Below are 17,251 nucleotides of genomic sequence, written 5' to 3' on the forward strand. Positions count from 1 at the left end.
GAGTCCCATGTCTCGTCGTCTGTTCACGTCCGAGTCGGTGACCGAAGGGCACCCGGACAAGATCTGTGACGCGGTCAGCGACTCCGTCCTCGACGCGTTGCTGGCACAGGACCCGGCCAGCCGGGTCGCGGTGGAGACCCTCGTGACCACCGGCCAGGTGCATGTGGCCGGTGAGGTGACCACCGAGGCGTACGCCGACATCCCGTCGATCGTGCGCGAGAAGATCCTGGAGATCGGCTACGACTCGTCGGCCAAAGGGTTCGATGGCAACTCCTGCGGTGTGAACGTGGCCATCGGTTCGCAGTCTCCGGACATCGCCCAGGGTGTGGACGCCGCGTACGAGTCCCGTGTGGAGCATGCAGAGGACGCCATCGACAAGCAGGGCGCGGGTGACCAGGGCCTGATGTTCGGATATGCCTGCGCTGACACGCCCGAGTTGATGCCGTTGCCGATCGCGCTTGCCCACCGGCTCGCCCGGCGCCTGACCAAGGTCCGCAAGGAGGGCGAGCTGCCCTACCTGCGGCCGGACGGCAAGACTCAGGTGACCATCGAGTACGCCGGTGACCAGGCGATCCGGCTGGACACCGTGGTGATCTCGACGCAGCACGCCGAAGGCATCGACCTTGAGAAGCTGCTTGGGGTGGACGTTCGTCAGCTGGTGGTCGAGCCCGAGATCGCCTCGTTGGCTCTGGACACCGAGAACGTCCGGCTGCTGGTCAACCCGACCGGCCGGTTCGTTGTGGGCGGTCCTATGGGTGACGCGGGCCTGACCGGTCGCAAGATCATCGTCGACACGTATGGCGGCATGGCCAGGCACGGTGGCGGTGCGTTCTCGGGTAAGGACCCATCCAAAGTGGACCGGTCGGCCGCGTATGCGATGCGTTGGGTGGCCAAGAATGCTGTCGCCGCGGGGTTGGCGTCCAAGGTGGAGGTTCAGGTGGCGTACGCGATCGGCAAGGCCGCGCCGGTCGGCCTTTTCGTTGAGACGTTCGGCACCGAGACGGTCGACCCGGCCAAGATCCAGCTGGCCATCGCCGAGGTGTTCGACCTTCGCCCGGCGGCCATCATCCGGGACCTGGGCCTGCTGCGCCCGATCTACGCGCCGACCGCCGCCTATGGACACTTCGGCCGGACGGACATCGAACTGCCATGGGAGAACACTGATCGCGCGGACGCGCTGCGATCGGCCACGGGTATGTGATGAGATGAGCGACTTCCTTGCCGCACTGGCCTCGCGTGTGGTCGTCGCCGACGGCGCGATGGGCACCGAGTTGCAGGCACGCGACCTGTCCATTGACGACTTCGCGGGCCTTGAGGGCTGCAACGAGATCCTGAACGTCACCCGGCCGGACGTCGTGCGTTCCGTCCACCGGGCGTACTTCGAGGCGGGCGCGGACGCGGTCGAGACCAACACGTTCGGCACCAACCTGCCCAACCTCGCGGAGTACGACATCGAGGACCAGATCTTCGAACTGTCCGAGGCCGGTGCCCGGCTGGCCCGCGAGGTCGCCGACGAGTACTCGGGGTTCGTGCTGGGGTCGGTCGGCCCTGGCACCAAACTGCCGACACTCGGACACGCGCCATACGTGTCGCTTCGGGACGCTTATGTGGAGTCGGTGCGGGGGTTGCTCGTGGGCGGTGTCGACGCGGTGATCGTGGAGACGTCACAAGATCTGCTGCAGACCAAGGCTGCGATTCTTGGGGCCAAACGGGCGATGGCCGCTGAAGGTCGTAGCGTGCCGGTGATCGCGCAGGTAACGGTCGAGACGACCGGCACGATGCTGCTCGGCTCCGAGATCGGCGCGGCCCTGATGGCTCTGGAACCGTTGGGGATCGATCTGATCGGGCTGAACTGTGCTACTGGTCCGGCCGAGATGAGCGAGCATTTACGTTACTTGGCAAAGAATTCGCGGGTGCCGTTGTCGGTGATGCCCAATGCCGGGTTGCCCGAGCTCGGTCCGAATGGCGCGGTTTACCCGTTGGGACCTGAGGAACTGGCCTCGGCGCTGGCGACGTTCGTGACCGAGTTCGGTTGTCGGCTCGTTGGCGGCTGTTGTGGAACCACCGGCGCGCACATTCAGGCGGTTGCTGCAGCCGTTCGGAGCCTTACACCCCCGGAGCGTAGGCCTTCACCCGAGCCTGGTATGTCCTCTTTGTATCAGGCGGTTCCGTTCCAACAGGACGCGTCCGTGCTGATGATCGGGGAACGGACGAACGCCAACGGTTCCAAGGCGTTCCGTGAGGCCATGTTGGACGGTCGGCTTGACGACTGTGTGGAGATCGCGCGTGGACAGATCCGGGACGGCGCGCACATGCTCGATCTGTGCGTCGACTACGTTGGCCGTGACGGCGTTACGGACATGACGGCGTTGGCCGCTCGCCTGGCGACGGCGTCAACGTTGCCGATCATGCTCGACTCCACCGAGGTGAACGTCCTGCATGCTGGACTGCAGCAACTGGGCGGCCGGTGCGCGGTGAACTCGGTGAACTTCGAGGACGGCGATGGGCCGGAATCTCGCTACCACAAGACAATGGAACTCGTTCGTGAGTACGGTGCCGCAGTGGTTGCGTTGTGCATCGACGAGACCGGTCAGGCACGGACCGCGGAGACCAAGGTAGCGGTGGCGACTCGGCTGATCGAGGATCTCACGGGTCAGTGGGGGATGCGGGTCGAGGACATCATCATCGACACGTTGACGTTCACCATCGCCACCGGCCAGGAGGAGTCCCGAAAGGACGCGATCGAGACCATCGAGTCGATCCGCCTGTTGAAGCAGCGTTATCCTGGCGTGCAAACCACCCTGGGGCTGTCCAATGTGTCGTTCGGGTTGAACCCGGCCGCCCGGCAGGTTCTGAACTCCGTTTTCCTGTACGAATGTGTCCAAGCCGGACTCGGGACAGCGATCGTGCACGCGTCCAAGATCCTGCCGATGGCCCGGATTCCTGAGCGCCAGCAGCGGATCGCCCTCGATTTGATCTACGACCGGCGTGCTGCGGATTACGACCCGTTGACCGAGTTCATGGCCTTGTTCGATGGCGTAACCGCGTCATCGAACAAGGCTTCCCGTGCCGAGGAACTCGCCGCGTTGCCACTGTTCGAGCGACTCGAACGGCGGATCGTCGACGGTGAGCGCAACGGCCTGGAGCCGGACCTGGAATCGGCACTGGCCGAACGATCCGCTCTTGAGATCATCAACAACACCTTGCTGTCCGGGATGAAGACGGTTGGGGAGTTGTTCGGCTCCGGGCAGATGCAGCTTCCGTTCGTGCTGCAGTCGGCCGAGGTGATGAAGTCCGCGGTCGCGTATCTCGAACCACACATGGACAAGACCGACGACGCGGGCAAGGGTCGGATCGTTCTTGCCACTGTCAAAGGCGATGTACACGACATCGGTAAGAACCTGGTCGACATCATCCTGTCCAACAACGGGTATGAGGTCGTCAACATCGGAATCAAGCAGCCGATATCGGCGATCCTCGACGCGGCAGCCGAGCATCACGCCGACGTGATCGGAATGTCGGGCCTGCTCGTGAAGTCCACAGTGATCATGAAGGAGAACCTGGCGGAGATGAACCAGCGCGGCGTCGCGCAACGCTGGCCAGTCCTGCTCGGCGGTGCCGCGCTCACACGGGCCTTTGTGGAGAATGACCTCGCCGAGATGTACCAGGGGCACGTGCATTACGCCAGAGATGCCTTCGAGGGCCTGCGGCTGATGGACCGCGTGATGGCCGCAAAGCGTGGCGAAGTGCCGGAGGTTGATGCGGAGGTCGAAGCCAAAGCGGCCGAGCGAAAGGCCCGCAGGGAACGTGCGCAGCGGATCGCCGCGGCCCGCAAGGCAGCCGAGCCAGCGGTGGAGCTGCCTGCGCGCTCGGATGTCGCAACGGACGTGCCGATTCCGGTGCCGCCGTTCTGGGGCAACCGGATCGTCAAAGGAATTCCGGTCGCCGAGTATGCGTCCATGTTGGACGAACGAGCAACTTTCCTTGGCCAATGGGGACTGAAGGGCGCTCGCGCCGGACAAGGCCCATCCTATGAGGAGCTTGTGGAGACCGAAGGCCGTCCACGACTGCGGGCGTGGATGCAACGGCTTGCCACCTCAGGCATCCTGGCACATGCTGCGCTCGTCTACGGATACTTCCCTTGTGTGGCCGCAGGTGACGACCTGGTCGTACTGAGCGAGCCGTCGCTCGACGCCCCGGAGCGCTGTCGGTTCACCTTCCCCCGGCAGAGCAGGGAGCGGAGGCTGTGCCTCGCGGACTTCTTCCGGCCGCGGTCATCCGGTGAAGTTGACGTGGTCGCGTTCCACCTCGTCACGATGGGCCAGCCGATCGCCGACTTCGCCAACGACCTGTTCGCAGCCGACGCGTACCGCGATTACCTTGAGGTGCATGGCCTCGGCGTGCAGTTGACGGAGGCGATAGCCGAGTACTGGCACCGCCGAGTGCGTGAAGAGTTGCGGTTCGGCACCGGTGTCGCGCTGTCCGCCGAAGACCCGGCCGACATCGAGGACTTCTTCAAGCTCGGCTACCGAGGCGCCCGGTTCTCCCTCGGCTACGGCGCCTGTCCGAACCTGGAAGACCGCGCGAAGATCGTGGACTTGCTGGAACCGGAACGCATCGGCGTGAAACTGTCCGACGAGTTCCAGCTGCATCCAGAGCAGTCGACCGACGCGATCATCATCCACCACCCGCAAGCCAAATACTTCAACGCATAGGAGCGCCCGGATGTCCATCAACCACGATTCGCGCGTCGACTACGCCGTAGCAGACCTGGCCCAAGCAGAATTCGGCCGAAAAGAAATCCGACTGGCGGAAAACGAAATGCCCGGATTGATGGCGTTACGCCGCGAGTACGCAGGAGCATTCCCCTTGCGCGGAGCCAGGATATCCGGCTCACTGCACATGACAGTCCAGACAGCCGTACTCATCGAAACCTTGGTGGACCTCGGCGCGGAGGTGCGATGGGCCTCGTGCAACGTCTTCTCAACCCAAGACCACGCGGCCGCCGCGGTGGTCGTCGGCCCAACCGGAACCCCAGAAGCACCCCAGGGAGTCCCAGTATTCGCTTGGAAAGGCGAAACCCTGGAGGAATACTGGTGGTGCACGGAGAAAATGCTCACCTGGCCAGATGGCACACCAAACATGATCCTGGACGACGGCGGAGACGCAACCCTGTTGATCCACAAAGGAACGGAGTACGAGAAAGCCGGAGTGGTCCCAGCGGCCCAGCCCGACGACTCGGCCGAGTGGCGCGTGGTGCTTGAGTTGCTGCGTTCATCACTGTCCACCGACGGTAGCAAGTGGACAAAGATCAGCTCGAGCATCCTTGGCGTGACAGAGGAGACCACAACCGGCGTGCTCCGCCTGACCCAGATGGCTGCGGCGGGAGAGCTGCTGTTCCCGGCGATCAACGTGAACGACTCGGTGACAAAGTCCAAGTTCGACAACAAGTACGGAATCCGTCACTCCCTAGTGGACGGAATCAACCGGGCAACAGACGTGCTGATAGGCGGAAAGGTGGCAGTAGTCTGCGGCTACGGAGACGTCGGCAAGGGTGCCGCGGATTCGTTGCGGGGCCAAGGAGCCAGGGTGATCGTGACGGAGATCGACCCAATCTGCGCCCTGCAGGCCCTGATGGACGGCTACCAAGTGACGACGCTGGAGTCAGTGCTGACGGAAGCCGACATAGTCATCACAACGACCGGCAATTTCAACATAGTGATGGCCGAACATATGGAAACGATGAAGCACCAGGCAATCGTCGGAAACGTCGGTCACTTCGACAACGAGATAGACATGGCAGGCCTGACGGAATTTCCAGGCATCACCCGAGTGAACATCAAACCCCAAGTCGACGAATGGGTGTTCCCAGACGGCCACTCGATCATAGTGCTGTCAGAAGGACGGCTGCTGAACCTGGGCAACGCCACCGGCCACCCCTCCTTCGTGATGTCAAACTCCTTCTCCAACCAGGTGATCGCCCAAATCGAACTCTTCACGAAACACGACACCTACACCCGCGACGTCCACCGCCTCCCCAAAACCCTCGACGAAAAAGTAGCCCGAATCCACGTAGAAGCCCTCGGCGGCACCCTCACCCAATTGACAGAGGCCCAAGCCGACTACATCGGCGTCAACACCACCGGCCCGTACAAGCCGGAGCACTACCGCTACTGAGACCGACACAACGCCAGGACACGTGAAAACGGCGACCCCGATGAGCTAGGGAAGGAGGAGAACTTCGTTAACGCCGAACACCACGCGCGATTCAGTCATGCGTGCTAGCGTGATGCCGTAGCTCGCATCAGTACAGTAAAAGCGCGCATGACATCGAAAGTAAAGCGGTGGAACTCCAGATTCCCGACACGATGCCTGCGGCGACGGGCAACCCGACATGAGGACGACGAGGCGGAGCGCGCACCAGCCGCGTGTGCTTGCGGTCGCGCTGACCGTAACGGCGATGCTCGGGTACGTGCCTGCATGCGCGAGCACCGCCGAGCCGCCGAGGTTCTCGAATCTTCCTGCCAAGTGTTTTGCTGGCCTTGATGACACGCTCAAAGAACTGGCTGGCCCGCTCTACGGACTTCAGCGCTTCGATGGTCCTGACTTGCCCGCCAACGGCACCAGTCAGATGACGTGTACTACGAAGTTTCAGGACAGTGCGAATACGCTCAAGCGAGCTGGGCAGCCGTACCAGCGAGACATAACGATCATGTACTCGCTTTATCTCGACGATGGCGGACAGGATGCCGTCACGCGGGCGAAAGACAACTTTCGCTCATCTGTTATCCGTCCTGCGAACGTTACCCCGTCTAGTTCTCTCAACGTAGGGGAAGAGGCTGCTAGTTGGCCTGGAAACGCCAATTTTTCCGGCTGGAACGTGGAATTCAGAGAAAGCAATCTGGTTGTCGTGGTGACTGTGGCCGGTTCCGACTATGCGATGGACTTCACGGGCAAGGTTACGGTTCAGGAATGGTCGAAAATACCTGGCGAGTTGCGCGGACCGGCCGAACTCGCGGCCAAGGGAGTAGCTCAACACCCGATCTAAGGAAGCTGCGTGAAGAACAAGGACTTTGTCGCCGCGCCGCAGATTTCCGGAGGTGGTCTTGGGCAATGCGCCCAGTGTGATCACCTCCGTAACCCTGCCACAGATGACAATCTCACCGGGACAAAGGTGCTGCAGGCATGCTCAGGCCTTGCGCTCGGAATCGGTTGAATGCAGTGGCAGGTACGGGGTTGCGATCTCGATGTCTCGACGGCTGGCGGTGCCGAAGTCGCGGACGGCGTCCCTGAGCGCGTCGACGGCAGTGGTCAGGCGTTGCACGTATCGCTGGTCGACTTTGTTGCTATGCCCTGGGCGAGTTTCCGAGCGGATGGCGCTGATGGTGTCCGCGAGACCGCGTGCGGCATCAAGGACCTTGATCGCGCGTTCGGTGACCAGGGCTGGTGCGATGAAGGCGACGTTTTCCGCCGCTTCTTCGACCGCGGCGTGTAGTTCCTTGGGATCGCCGGTTTCGGCAGGCCATATGTCGAGCCTGGCCAGCGTGTTCGCGCTGCGGATCAGCGCTGGGTAGAACTCGAGTTTCTCGGCGCGGGACAGGCGCCGCCGTTCGCTGCGGCGGTTCAGCAGGCCGAGGCTCAGCGGCACCACGCCGCCGAGCAGGGTGCCCACGATGCCGATCAACGCGGTCGCCCACCAAGGGACTGTCGAGGTCATTCAGGACAACCTAGTGGAGCGCCGCACAGAGTGGTGCGAGTAATGTTGACGGCCGGTCGCTGGGTGGTCTTGGGCGGGAGCGAGCATGGGCCAAGGGGTGGGCGAGACTCCACGGCAGGTACCTGCCGCACCCGTCAAGTACATCAATCGCGAGGTGGAGCTGTCGCAAGCAGCCGACCTGTTGCAGACTGCCGCCGCGCGGATCACGGTGTTCAGCGGTCTGCCCGGGGTGGGCAAGAGTGCGACAGTCCGTCGATTGGTTGAGCAGGTCGGCGCGGCCTTTCCTGGTGGTCATCTGTACGTCGACTACGCGAACCTGCGTGGTCCGTCCAACGACCCGGCTGTTGAGGACGCGGTAGCCGGTTGCCTGCGTGGTCTGGGCGTGGCCGACGAGGTGATGCCGTCCACCCTCGCTGAGCGGACGAACTTGTATCGGACGAAGACAGCTACCCGACCTGTGCTCGTCGTGTTGGACGACGTCACGGAGCCTGCGCAAGTGCTCCCGCTGGTTCCGAACTCGGCTGGCAGCGCGGTGCTTGTGACGAGTACTGACCGGCTCGCGGAGTTGGCACTCGACGATGCGCAACCGATTCCGTTGCAACCACTCAGCGAACAGAGCAGCGTTCACATGCTCACCGTGCTGTGTGGCGAAACTCGTGTCTCCGCGGAACCTGAGGCGGCACGACAGCTGGCCGTTTTGTGCGCTGGGTTGCCGATCGCGCTCAGAGTGGCAGTTGCTCGGTTGATCGCCCGTTCCCGGTTGACGATCGCTGACCTCTGCGGCGAGATCATGCAAGGGCTGCACGCGTTCTCCATCAAGGGCGAGGCGAAGGTGTCCGGAGTGTTCGCCGCTGCTTACCAAGCACTGTCGCCTGCGGTGGCGCTCATGTATCGCAGGCTTGGCGCCGCGCCCTTCGTGCGTTTCTCTGTCGATGCCGCGGCTGCTGCCGCTGACGTTTCCGTCGAGGTCGCCGACGAGTTGATCGAACGGCTCGTGGACAGCGCGTTCGTCGTGGCGGAGTCCGGGCGGTTCCGGATGCACGACCTGGTCAGGAAACACGCTGAGGAAACCGCACGGGCCGAAGAGACCGAGTCTGAACTCGAAGCCATTCAGCACAGAGCTGTGCGATACATCCTGGTAACCGCGGCATTCGCCGACCGTGCGCTGATGGGCGAGGGCCGCTTGCGATGCACGGACCACGCCGTCCTGCTCGCCGGTGGCACCGATTCCTTCGACGATCCAACGAAGGCACTGGAGTGGCTCGACGCCGAGCGTGTCAACCTCCTTGAGGCCATGCGGATCGCGTCCGAACGCGGTTGGCACGACGAGGTGTGGCAGCTTGCCGAAGCGGCGACCGCGTTGTACGTGAATCGCCGTTACCTTGCCGACTGGATCGAGGCAACCAAGCTGGGCGTAGCAGCGGCACGGCACGTGGGACGCTCCGATGTGGACGCTCGATTGACCAGCTTCTGCTCTCGTGCCTACCTGGATCTTGGCGACCGAGAACAGGCCAAGCAAGCGCTAGATCACGCACTGCCGGTCGCAGAGCGACTGGGGCGCAAGCGATTGATCGCGTCCATATTGGAATTGATTGGGCGGTTCAACGACCCGGTCGACAAGGCTGGCGCTGTCGAGGCTTACCAGCGCGCGATTTCCCTTTTCGCTGAAGAGGAAGACAATCGTGGCGTCGCGTTCGTGACGTACTTCCTTGGCTGCACGCTGGACTCGATGGGGCAGAGTCAGCAATCGCTCGTGGTGTTGAGGGACGCGCTCGAGCTGATTCGACGCGTCCCGAACGCCCGGATGGCTGGACGCACGATGACTGCTATCGCTGTCGCCGAGACCAACCTCGGTGATCTGCCTGCCGCGGCTGAAACTGTCGCGCAGGCCATTCAGACGCTGTCAGAGGGCGGGTATTCGCACTACGAAGCACAAGCACAGCTTGTCAAGGCGGACATCGCCAAGGCGAGCGGCGACCGGGGCGCGGAGGCTGACGCGGTCGGACGGGCGCTGGAAATCCACGTGGCAGCGGGCAGTCCGCAAGTCCAATCCCTCAGTGAGCGCCTTGTCGAGCTTACGGATGCGACTGGAGATTGACCGCTAGCTCCCGCTTTCCGGCGTGGAGCAAGATGGTCCGGCGCGACAGCTCCCCATTGAGCAAGCACGCGTAGACCGCGGATGCGAGCAGCATCGGGTCGACGTCCTCAGTGGACGTTGTGGCGGTCACCCAGCGGCCATCGCGAATGCCGACCACGCATCCGCTGGGTACAGCCGCAGCGACAAGGCGGCTGCCGGGATAGTGGATGAGCGTTTCGCGCACCCATTCGATCGGGTTCGCTGTGGTCGCCCGACGCACGATGACGGACGCGTTCTGCGGTAGCCGCAGGTTCGGCTCTGTTTCCTCGACAGCCAAATGCCTGTGGCTGTCGGACGTTGGGAGCTGGCCGCGTGCCGCTCGTGGGTGCCTGCGCACGGTCACGGTTGGTCCGTGCACCTCTGTGTACGTGTCGAAGGAGGTGACAATCCGCTGTTCGGTCAACGGTGGGGAAGGCCGCGTGATGACGGGGTCGTCGTCTGGCGGCGCGAGATCGAGTTGGTGATACAGCGCGTCGCGCAGCCTGCGTGTCGCATTACCCACGTAGGCGAACGTGCCGCTGCGAAGTTCCTCAAACCGGTGCGGTTTGTGCTGTTCAAAGCAGCCGTCGACCTGTTTGCGGAGATCATCGGAGTCGTCAAGGTGATTGGCTAGGCGCCCCAACTGATCAACCGGCGTGCCAGCCACAACTTCGTCGCCAAATGCGCCGAGCAACACGGGTTTGCCCAGGGCGGCGGCGTACAGGGTCAGCGACCCGTGGTCCCCGATGACCTGATCGGCCGCCAATAGTGCTGCCTGCCAGCCTTGGCTGGGATTGATCAGCACGAGGCCAGCGTCCAGCGCGTTCGCCAGCCACATGTGGATCTGTTGCTCGCCGTACCAGTCCCAGATGTTCGGATGCAGCGCCATCGCGACCTGGTAGTCGTCGGCAGGCAGCGTCCGTAGGAGCTGTTCAGGCAGTTGGGGTCGTCGCCCGAGCTGCGCCTCTGATCGCCAGGTGGAACTCAGCAGAATGAGCCTTCGCCCCTGCGTGCCCAAAGTGTGGCGATAGCTGTCCGCCCATGGCTGACCTGCGGTCAGATGGTCGAAAGTGGGGTCGCCGGTGATGACGGTGTGGCCTGCGACTTCGGGCGCGACTGCGCGCAGCTGGTGCTCCTGGTCCGGATGTGCGAGAACCAGCCGGACCCGTCCGGAACTCAGCGCTTCCGCGGGCGGAAGTCCAGCAAGGCGTACGGAGTCGGTGTCCGGAACTGGGATGTACTTGTTGAAGCCGATGCCGTGCGGCAGGACAACGGTTGTCGCCTTGCTCGCGGTGAAATCGATGTTCTCGCTCGCGGAGATGGCCAAATGGTGGTGCAGATCCGGTACTGCCGCCCACGGGACGATTCGGCGAACCCCGGCTCTGCGCAGGATTTCGTTGGCGCCCGCGCTGAATGGCGAGGTAGCGTCCACTGTGAACAGTACGTTGACCCGGAAATCGGCGCGGAAGTGTTGTGCCGCTTCGAGAAGCCTGGTTGTCGAGGTCTGCGTGCGTGCTATCGCCAGAACTGTGCGCTCTGGGTGAATCGTGCCCAACCGGTCCTCGTCGGCACCTGTTGGGAACCAATGCCGTCGCTCATCGCTCACGCGGACACCGCCGAGCACAAGCCAACGCTAACGCGGCCTCCGGGCCTCCGGGCCTCCGGGCCTCCGGGCCTCCGGGCCTCCGGGCCTCCGGGCCTCCGGCTAACGATCTTACTCGGTAGCGGTGCGCACCAAGGGAACCCGTGACAACAGACATGCCGTCCTTGTTCCTCCAGGGTCGTGCCTCACCTCTTGACATGACTCTACCTGCAACGACACGACACACCATGGCGACGGCCGCACTTCGGTCAGGAAGGCCCAGATTGCGTGGTTTCCGGCCGTGCTCAAATCAGGGCTGGTCGGCGATGGTCGCGTAGAGATCATGTGCCTCGCGCAGGAGCTCGGCCGCGCTCGCGTTGGCACTCGCGGCGAGGTGCGCCATGGCGTGATCGGTCAAGGCCCCGGATCAGTCGATGAGGACCTCGAGCAGGATCGGCGGCAAAGAGTGCGCGCTCAATGTCGACGCCGTGTGCCAAGTAGGGGATGACGTGATCCAGAAAGTGTCTGGCGATGTAGTCGAAGTCGGAGAGCACTGACGCGCGGATGTTTCGGCGGCGAAGCAGCGTCCCCAATTCGGACAGCCCCGCCAGATCTTGTGGCAGCGGGTTCGCGCTGGCGGCGATCGCGTCGTTCATGGCGGCCAACCCGTCGCGATAGGCAAGTCTGACGCTGAACGACCAGTGGTGAAAGCTCAACCCGAACACAGGTTGCAGGGGCTGGTCGAGGTCGACACCGACGTTGGACTGCTCGTCTTGGGCGCCTGATCTGGCGAAGTGTGCGTTCTGGATAGCTCGGAGGAAACTGAAGTTGCCGAGCTTGTCATCGTTGGCGGGGAGTTGGTCGCAAGCGGCGATGGCTTCTCGTACAAGCTCTCGCGCTTGCTGCGAGTGGCCGGTGCTCGCCAGCCGCAGCGAGGCCCCGGCTGTCCAGATCGCGAGTATCGGCAGTCGCCCTGATTCGCGCTCTGTGAGGCGGCGCTGAAGGGCAAGCGCCTCGTGTTCGATCTGCAGGCTGGCCTCGGTCTGGCCGTCCAGGTTGAGAAAGATGGCCAGGTGCAGCAGCGACCAGGCGAGGTTGTCGGACAAGCCGTACTTGTCTGCGGCGACGGCCGCGCGATAGATGTTCACCACCTCGAGTTCGACCTCAACCGCCTGTGCGAACTGCCCGAACTCGGCCAAGCGATGCGCGAGGTCCGCGACGACCGAGGTCTTCTTGCCGTGTTCGAGGACTGCGTTGACCCGGCGGGCGAGTGCTGTCGCCTCGTAGTTGGCGGCCAGGGCGAGTTCGTCGGCGTGTGCGAGTGAGTACTGCAGGCTGAGCGACGAGATCGCGTGCATCGCTGCGGTGAGGTGTTCATTGTCACCATCGGCGAGTAAGTGCCGGTAGATGGTCGCGGCCTCTTCGAAATACGGGAGGTCCTTCGCGGGGCTGTTCCGGTCGATCTGCCATCCGAAATCCTGAAGACTGCGAGCCAGCTTGGGCAAGCCGGTGGCCGGCTGTGCCGCGGCTTGCTTGCGGTACTCGGCGATGGTGTCCTCAGTGATCGGTTCAGTCCTCATAGATCCCCTCAGTGCTCAGTGACAACCTAGCGGGCTCATTCGATGCGGACGAGCGAGAGGGGCACGTGCGCAGGCCGAAATGTCCTGCCGCTGCCTGCGAGTGACGTGACGACGAACCTGCATTCGGCACTCTCGCTTCTTGTCACTGGCCGCGAGTGTCGCTTTCGGACTGATTGGATTGGCGCCGGACAAGGGCATCGGCCTGCTGGACTCGCGTGACAAGAACATGTCGCGGATACAGGGAACTCGGTGACGCGGCTGCGCCTATTCTCGTCCATAAAGGAGGATGGATGAGAATCTTGGCGTTGGTCGCTGTGACGGCCGTCAGCATGGTGAGTCCGGTCGCCCAGGCGGCCGCAGGTCCGATAGGAACATGGTCGGTGTCGCCGCAGGCGTCGAACACTACGTTCAATCAACAGACACTCCGGCAAATCGCACATACGTCGATCAGTGGCAACCAGGTCAGGATCCGGCTGTCCAACGTGTTCGGGTCAGGTCCGCTCACAGTCGACAATGTGCACATCGCACGCCGAACCCGGGACTCGTCCATCGATACGGCGACGGACCGGCAATTGACCTTCGCTGGTAGGCAGTCGGTCACGATTCCCGCTGGTTCACAAGCGACCAGTGACTTCACCGGCATGGCCGTGCCCGCATTGTCCGACCTCGCGGTGAGCTTTTACCTGCCACAGCCGACCGGGCCAGCCACCTTTCACCAGGAAGGCAAGCAAACCAACTACATCGCCGCTGGCAACGTCAGCGGCAACGCGAACCTGACCGGCGCCGGGCAGACCGGCAGCTACTACTTCCTGACCAATGTGGACGTCACGAATGGTCCCGCTGTGGGTGCGGTGGTGACGTTGGGTGCGTCGATCACCGACGGCACCGGCTCCAGTGACAACAACAATCGCCGTTGGCCCAACCGACTGGCCGAACGCTCGGTCAACGCAGGCGGGCAGTTCAGCGTGCTCAACCAGGGCATCAGCGGAAACCGGCTGTTGGCCGACGGCGCGGGCCAGAGTGCACTGAACCGCTTCGACCGGGACGTCGCCGGACAGGCCGGGATCCGCTGGCTGATCTTCTCCGACGACCCGATCAACGACCTGACCTCGACCAATCCAACGGTCCGGGCCAGCGAGCTGATCAACGCGGCACGTCAGCTGATCTCACGGGCTCATCAGCGAGGCCTGAAGTTCATCTGCTCGACGCTCACGCCGTACAAGGGTTGGTCCGCGTGGTCACCGGACCAGGAGACCCAACGGGTCGCGTACAACGCCTTCGTCCGTGGTTCTGGCAGCGGCTGTGACGCGGTCCTTGATCAGGATTCAGTTGTCCGCAATCCCAATGACCCTGCGACGATCCGGCCCGAGTTCGACACCGGCGACCACCTGCATCCCAACGAGTCGGGTCTGCGGGCCATCGCCAACGCCGTCGACCTGAGGTGGTTCTCGTAGCGCGGCTACGACGCTGGCGCCACGTTGTGGTTGAGCCGGAACATGTTGTCCGGGTCGTAAGTCCGCTTCACGGCGGCAAGGCGCTGGTAACGCTCCGGTCCGTAAATGTCGGCGGCGTCGGGTGCTTCGTCCGGCGCGAGGTTGTTCACCAGCCGCCGGTCGCCGCGCCACGGCGCCATGCCGTCGAGCAGGTCCGCGACCGAGTCCTTGAGGTACTGCTCCTCCGACACCGGGCCCACCGCGACGCCCAACAACGAGTACGGCAGACCCCTTGTCGCCACGGCGTTGGGCACCGCGGGCTCCCGGTCCCACGCTCCGCCGAGGGCACGCAGTTCGGCTATCCACAGTGGACTCGCTGAGCGTGGGCCGACGAGTTTGACCAGCTTGTCGATTGCTTCCGCGGGAAACTCCCGCAGCATCACGCCCCGCTCGTAGTAGGGCACTGGCTCAGTGGGCTCGTTGTGGATCGACGCGACATCGGTGTACGGCATGTCCGCCACGGTGTCCAGGATCGCCGGGGCCACAGCCCGTAGCGGCGCGATCATCTGCGAGCCGTCCGCGACCGTGCCGGTGTAAGCGAACCGCAGTGTGACCGTGAACTTGTCACGTAGCGGTTCAGGAATGATGGGCAGCGCCGGGAGCCGCAGTGCGGCGAACGACGAGATCATGGTCTCTGGCGTGCCCGGGAGCCAGGCGGTCCAGGCGCGTAGCACGTCGGCCATCCGCTCGCCGGGAAAGTAGATGGCGCCGCCGTAAAGGCGAGGCACAGGAAACAGTGCGAATTCCAAAGCGGTGACCACGCCGAAATTGCCTTTACCGCCGCGCAGTGCCCAGAAAAGTTCGGGTTCCGACTTCGCATCAACATGCCGCAGCACGCCGTCCGCGGTTACCACCTCAAGCGCGTGAACATGGTCGGCGGCATAACCCTGGGAACGGCCGAGGGTTGGACTGAGCCCGCCACCCAGGGTGTAACCGGAAACTCCGACGGTCGGGTTCGACCCATTCAGTGGAGCCAGTCCGACCTTGGCCGCTGCCTCGATGACGTCGGACCACAGCACTCCGGCACCGACCCTGGCCGTGCGTCCGATGGCGTCGATGGCCACGTCGTTCATTCGATGGGTCGAAATCACGACGGCGCCTTCCGCCCGGTTGACCACCTGGTGGCCGGTGGTTTTCACCAGGACCGGACGGTGCTGCCCAGTCGCGAAAGCGACGGCGGCCTGAACATCGGCACAATTCTCCGCTACCGCAATGATTGCGGGCAGTAGTTCGTGATTCAGGTTGAAAACGGCGCGTTCGTCGTCGTACCCCACGTCACCTGGCAGCAGAACTGTCCCCGTCACCATTGCGGCAAGGGCGGCGGCGTCCTGCGGCAGGACCGGCGGCAGAGCGAAATAATTGTCATCGATCATGGCGGCCTTCAATCTGGTTTTTGGTCGGCAATTCCATCATGCACATGATCGAGAGTGCGCCATCGCAGGATTTCGGGCAGAAACCCCTGAAATCAGGACAGGTCAAGCCGGAAAAGGCGAAAAGTGTCAATGAAGGCGACAAATGGAACCTTGCAATGGCCTACGGCCCCCTTTCGGGCAGGGCGCGCGGATGTCGGCACTGGCCCTGGTCCGCGCACTGGAGTTCGCCCGAAGGTGCCAGCCGCAGGTTTCGATATAGGAGTAGTTTATTGAATATGAGACTCCTCTTCTCGACCGTGCCCGCACTCGGGCATGTCCTGCCGTTGTTCCCGCTCGCCCGCGCCGCGCAGGACCGCGGTGACACCGTGGCCTTCCTGACCAGCGAGGGGGTACGGGAACACATCGTCGCGGACGGCTTCGAACTGTTGCCAGTCGGGCCGATGATGGATGAACTCCTTGCCGAGACCACCAAGCGCGTCGACATCGATCCGGCCGCGAGCACCGCACCTGAGGTCGGTGCCGAGCTTTTCGCGGGCACTCGCGTCGACCTCACCGCCGACGAATCGGTGGAGGCCGCGAAGGCGTGGCAGCCGGACCTGATCGTGAGCGAGTTCTGCGACTTCGTCGGTCCCCTTGTCGCGTCCGCACTGGGGATTCGGTGGGCGTTCGTCTCGCTGGGAACGGCGGTCCCCGAGTTCGAAGCGATCATGGGCGCGACCGCCAAGCGGCACTACGCTCCCCGTGGCCTCGAACCGACGCCGTACAGCTGGTTTCTCGACCTCTGCCCGCCGTCGCTGCAACCGGATGGCTGGGTCGCGCCCCCGCAGCGGATCGGCCTGCGCCCCGAAGCCCACAGTGTCCGTGGTTACGTCCCACCGGCGGAGGTCGCCAAGACACGAACGCGGATCCTGGTCGGATTCGGCACGTTCTTCGGCAAGCCGGAGGTGCTCAAGCCGATCGTGGAAGGCTTGGCCGAGCTCGACGCCGACATCATCGTTCCGCTGTCGTCCGGCGGTTCGCCCGAAGACTTCGGCGACCTGGCTGAGCGGATCACGTTCGGCCCGTTCCGGCCGCTCGCCGAACTGTTGCCCGGCACCGATCTCCTGGTCACCCACGGCGGCAACGGGACAGCCTTCGCCGCGCTCGCCCTTGGCATCCCGGTCCTGACCATCCCACAGGGTGCGGACCAGTTCATCGTGGCCGACCGCCTGGCCGAAAGGGGAGTCGGCCTGGCATTGCAGCCGGACGCGGTCACGCCGTCAGCCGTAGCCGACCTGGCCAAGCAAGCACTCGAGAGCACCGAGATGCGGGCGGGCGCGAACCGTATCGCGGCCGAGATCGCCGCGTTGCCTTCACCGGAAGCCGTTGCCGAACAACTTGCCTGACGGGG

The 17,251-nt window shown here is 63.7% G+C and carries 11 protein-coding genes; 7 read left to right on the plus strand and 4 right to left on the minus strand.

What is annotated here, in order from left to right:
* Positions 1–7: 7 nt before the first annotated feature.
* From metK to LWC34_RS05710, 4 genes are all read left to right on the plus strand, one after another.
* On the plus strand, positions 8–1,201 hold the full coding sequence (metK, locus tag LWC34_RS05695) for a methionine adenosyltransferase (protein ID WP_233723353.1): 1,194 nt from the start codon (positions 8–10) through the stop codon (positions 1,199–1,201).
* A 4-nt stretch (positions 1,202–1,205) separates the two neighbouring features.
* Positions 1,206–4,715, plus strand: coding sequence for a methionine synthase (metH, locus tag LWC34_RS05700; RefSeq protein WP_233723355.1), 3,510 nt, complete (start codon positions 1,206–1,208; stop codon positions 4,713–4,715).
* Between the two features lie 10 nt (positions 4,716–4,725).
* Entirely contained in the window at positions 4,726–6,177 is a 1,452-nt protein-coding gene (ahcY, locus tag LWC34_RS05705; RefSeq protein ID WP_233723357.1) for an adenosylhomocysteinase, read from the plus strand.
* 253 nt (positions 6,178–6,430) lie between these two features.
* Positions 6,431–7,048: a hypothetical protein gene (locus LWC34_RS05710; RefSeq protein WP_233723359.1), complete on the plus strand. Its 618-nt coding sequence runs from the start codon at positions 6,431–6,433 to the stop codon at positions 7,046–7,048.
* Between the two features lie 141 nt (positions 7,049–7,189).
* Here LWC34_RS05710 and LWC34_RS05715 read toward each other — a convergent pair whose 3' ends face one another.
* The gene (locus tag LWC34_RS05715) at positions 7,190–7,717 is read right to left on the minus strand and encodes a hypothetical protein (RefSeq protein WP_233723360.1); all 528 of its coding nucleotides are present in this window, start codon (positions 7,715–7,717) and stop codon (positions 7,190–7,192) included.
* A gap of 85 nt (positions 7,718–7,802) precedes the next feature.
* On the opposite strand from LWC34_RS05715, the gene LWC34_RS05720 reads away from it, so the two are divergent.
* The gene (locus tag LWC34_RS05720; RefSeq protein ID WP_233723362.1) at positions 7,803–9,815 is read left to right on the plus strand and encodes an NB-ARC domain-containing protein; all 2,013 of its coding nucleotides are present in this window, start codon (positions 7,803–7,805) and stop codon (positions 9,813–9,815) included.
* Here the strand turns inward: LWC34_RS05720 and LWC34_RS05725 are convergent.
* Both LWC34_RS05725 and LWC34_RS05730 read right to left on the minus strand, forming a co-directional pair.
* On the minus strand, positions 9,793–11,439 hold the full coding sequence (locus tag LWC34_RS05725; protein WP_233723363.1) for a hypothetical protein: 1,647 nt from the start codon (positions 11,437–11,439) through the stop codon (positions 9,793–9,795). The genes LWC34_RS05720 and LWC34_RS05725 overlap by 23 nt on opposite strands.
* 317 nt (positions 11,440–11,756) lie before the next feature.
* Positions 11,757–12,995, minus strand: coding sequence for a hypothetical protein (locus tag LWC34_RS05730; RefSeq protein WP_233723365.1), 1,239 nt, complete (start codon positions 12,993–12,995; stop codon positions 11,757–11,759).
* Positions 12,996–13,285: 290 nt separating this feature from the next.
* Here LWC34_RS05730 and LWC34_RS05735 point away from each other — a divergent pair, with 290 nt between their 5' ends.
* Positions 13,286–14,449 carry an SGNH/GDSL hydrolase family protein gene (locus LWC34_RS05735; RefSeq protein ID WP_233723366.1) on the plus strand — a complete coding sequence of 388 codons (1,164 nt, stop codon included), beginning with the start codon at positions 13,286–13,288 and terminating at the stop codon, positions 14,447–14,449.
* Between the two features lie 5 nt (positions 14,450–14,454).
* Here LWC34_RS05735 and LWC34_RS05740 read toward each other — a convergent pair whose 3' ends face one another.
* A complete protein-coding gene (locus LWC34_RS05740) occupies positions 14,455–15,861 on the minus strand; it encodes an FAD-binding oxidoreductase (RefSeq protein WP_233723368.1) in 1,407 nt (468 codons plus the stop codon).
* A gap of 275 nt (positions 15,862–16,136) precedes the next feature.
* Between LWC34_RS05740 and LWC34_RS05745 the strand changes: the two genes are divergently transcribed.
* Entirely contained in the window at positions 16,137–17,246 is a 1,110-nt protein-coding gene (locus LWC34_RS05745) for a glycosyltransferase (RefSeq protein ID WP_233723370.1), read from the plus strand.
* Positions 17,247–17,251: the final 5 nt, after the last annotated feature.

It is taken from the genome of Kibdelosporangium philippinense (assembly GCF_021390435.2).
GTDB lineage: Bacteria > Actinomycetota > Actinomycetes > Mycobacteriales > Pseudonocardiaceae > Kibdelosporangium > Kibdelosporangium philippinense.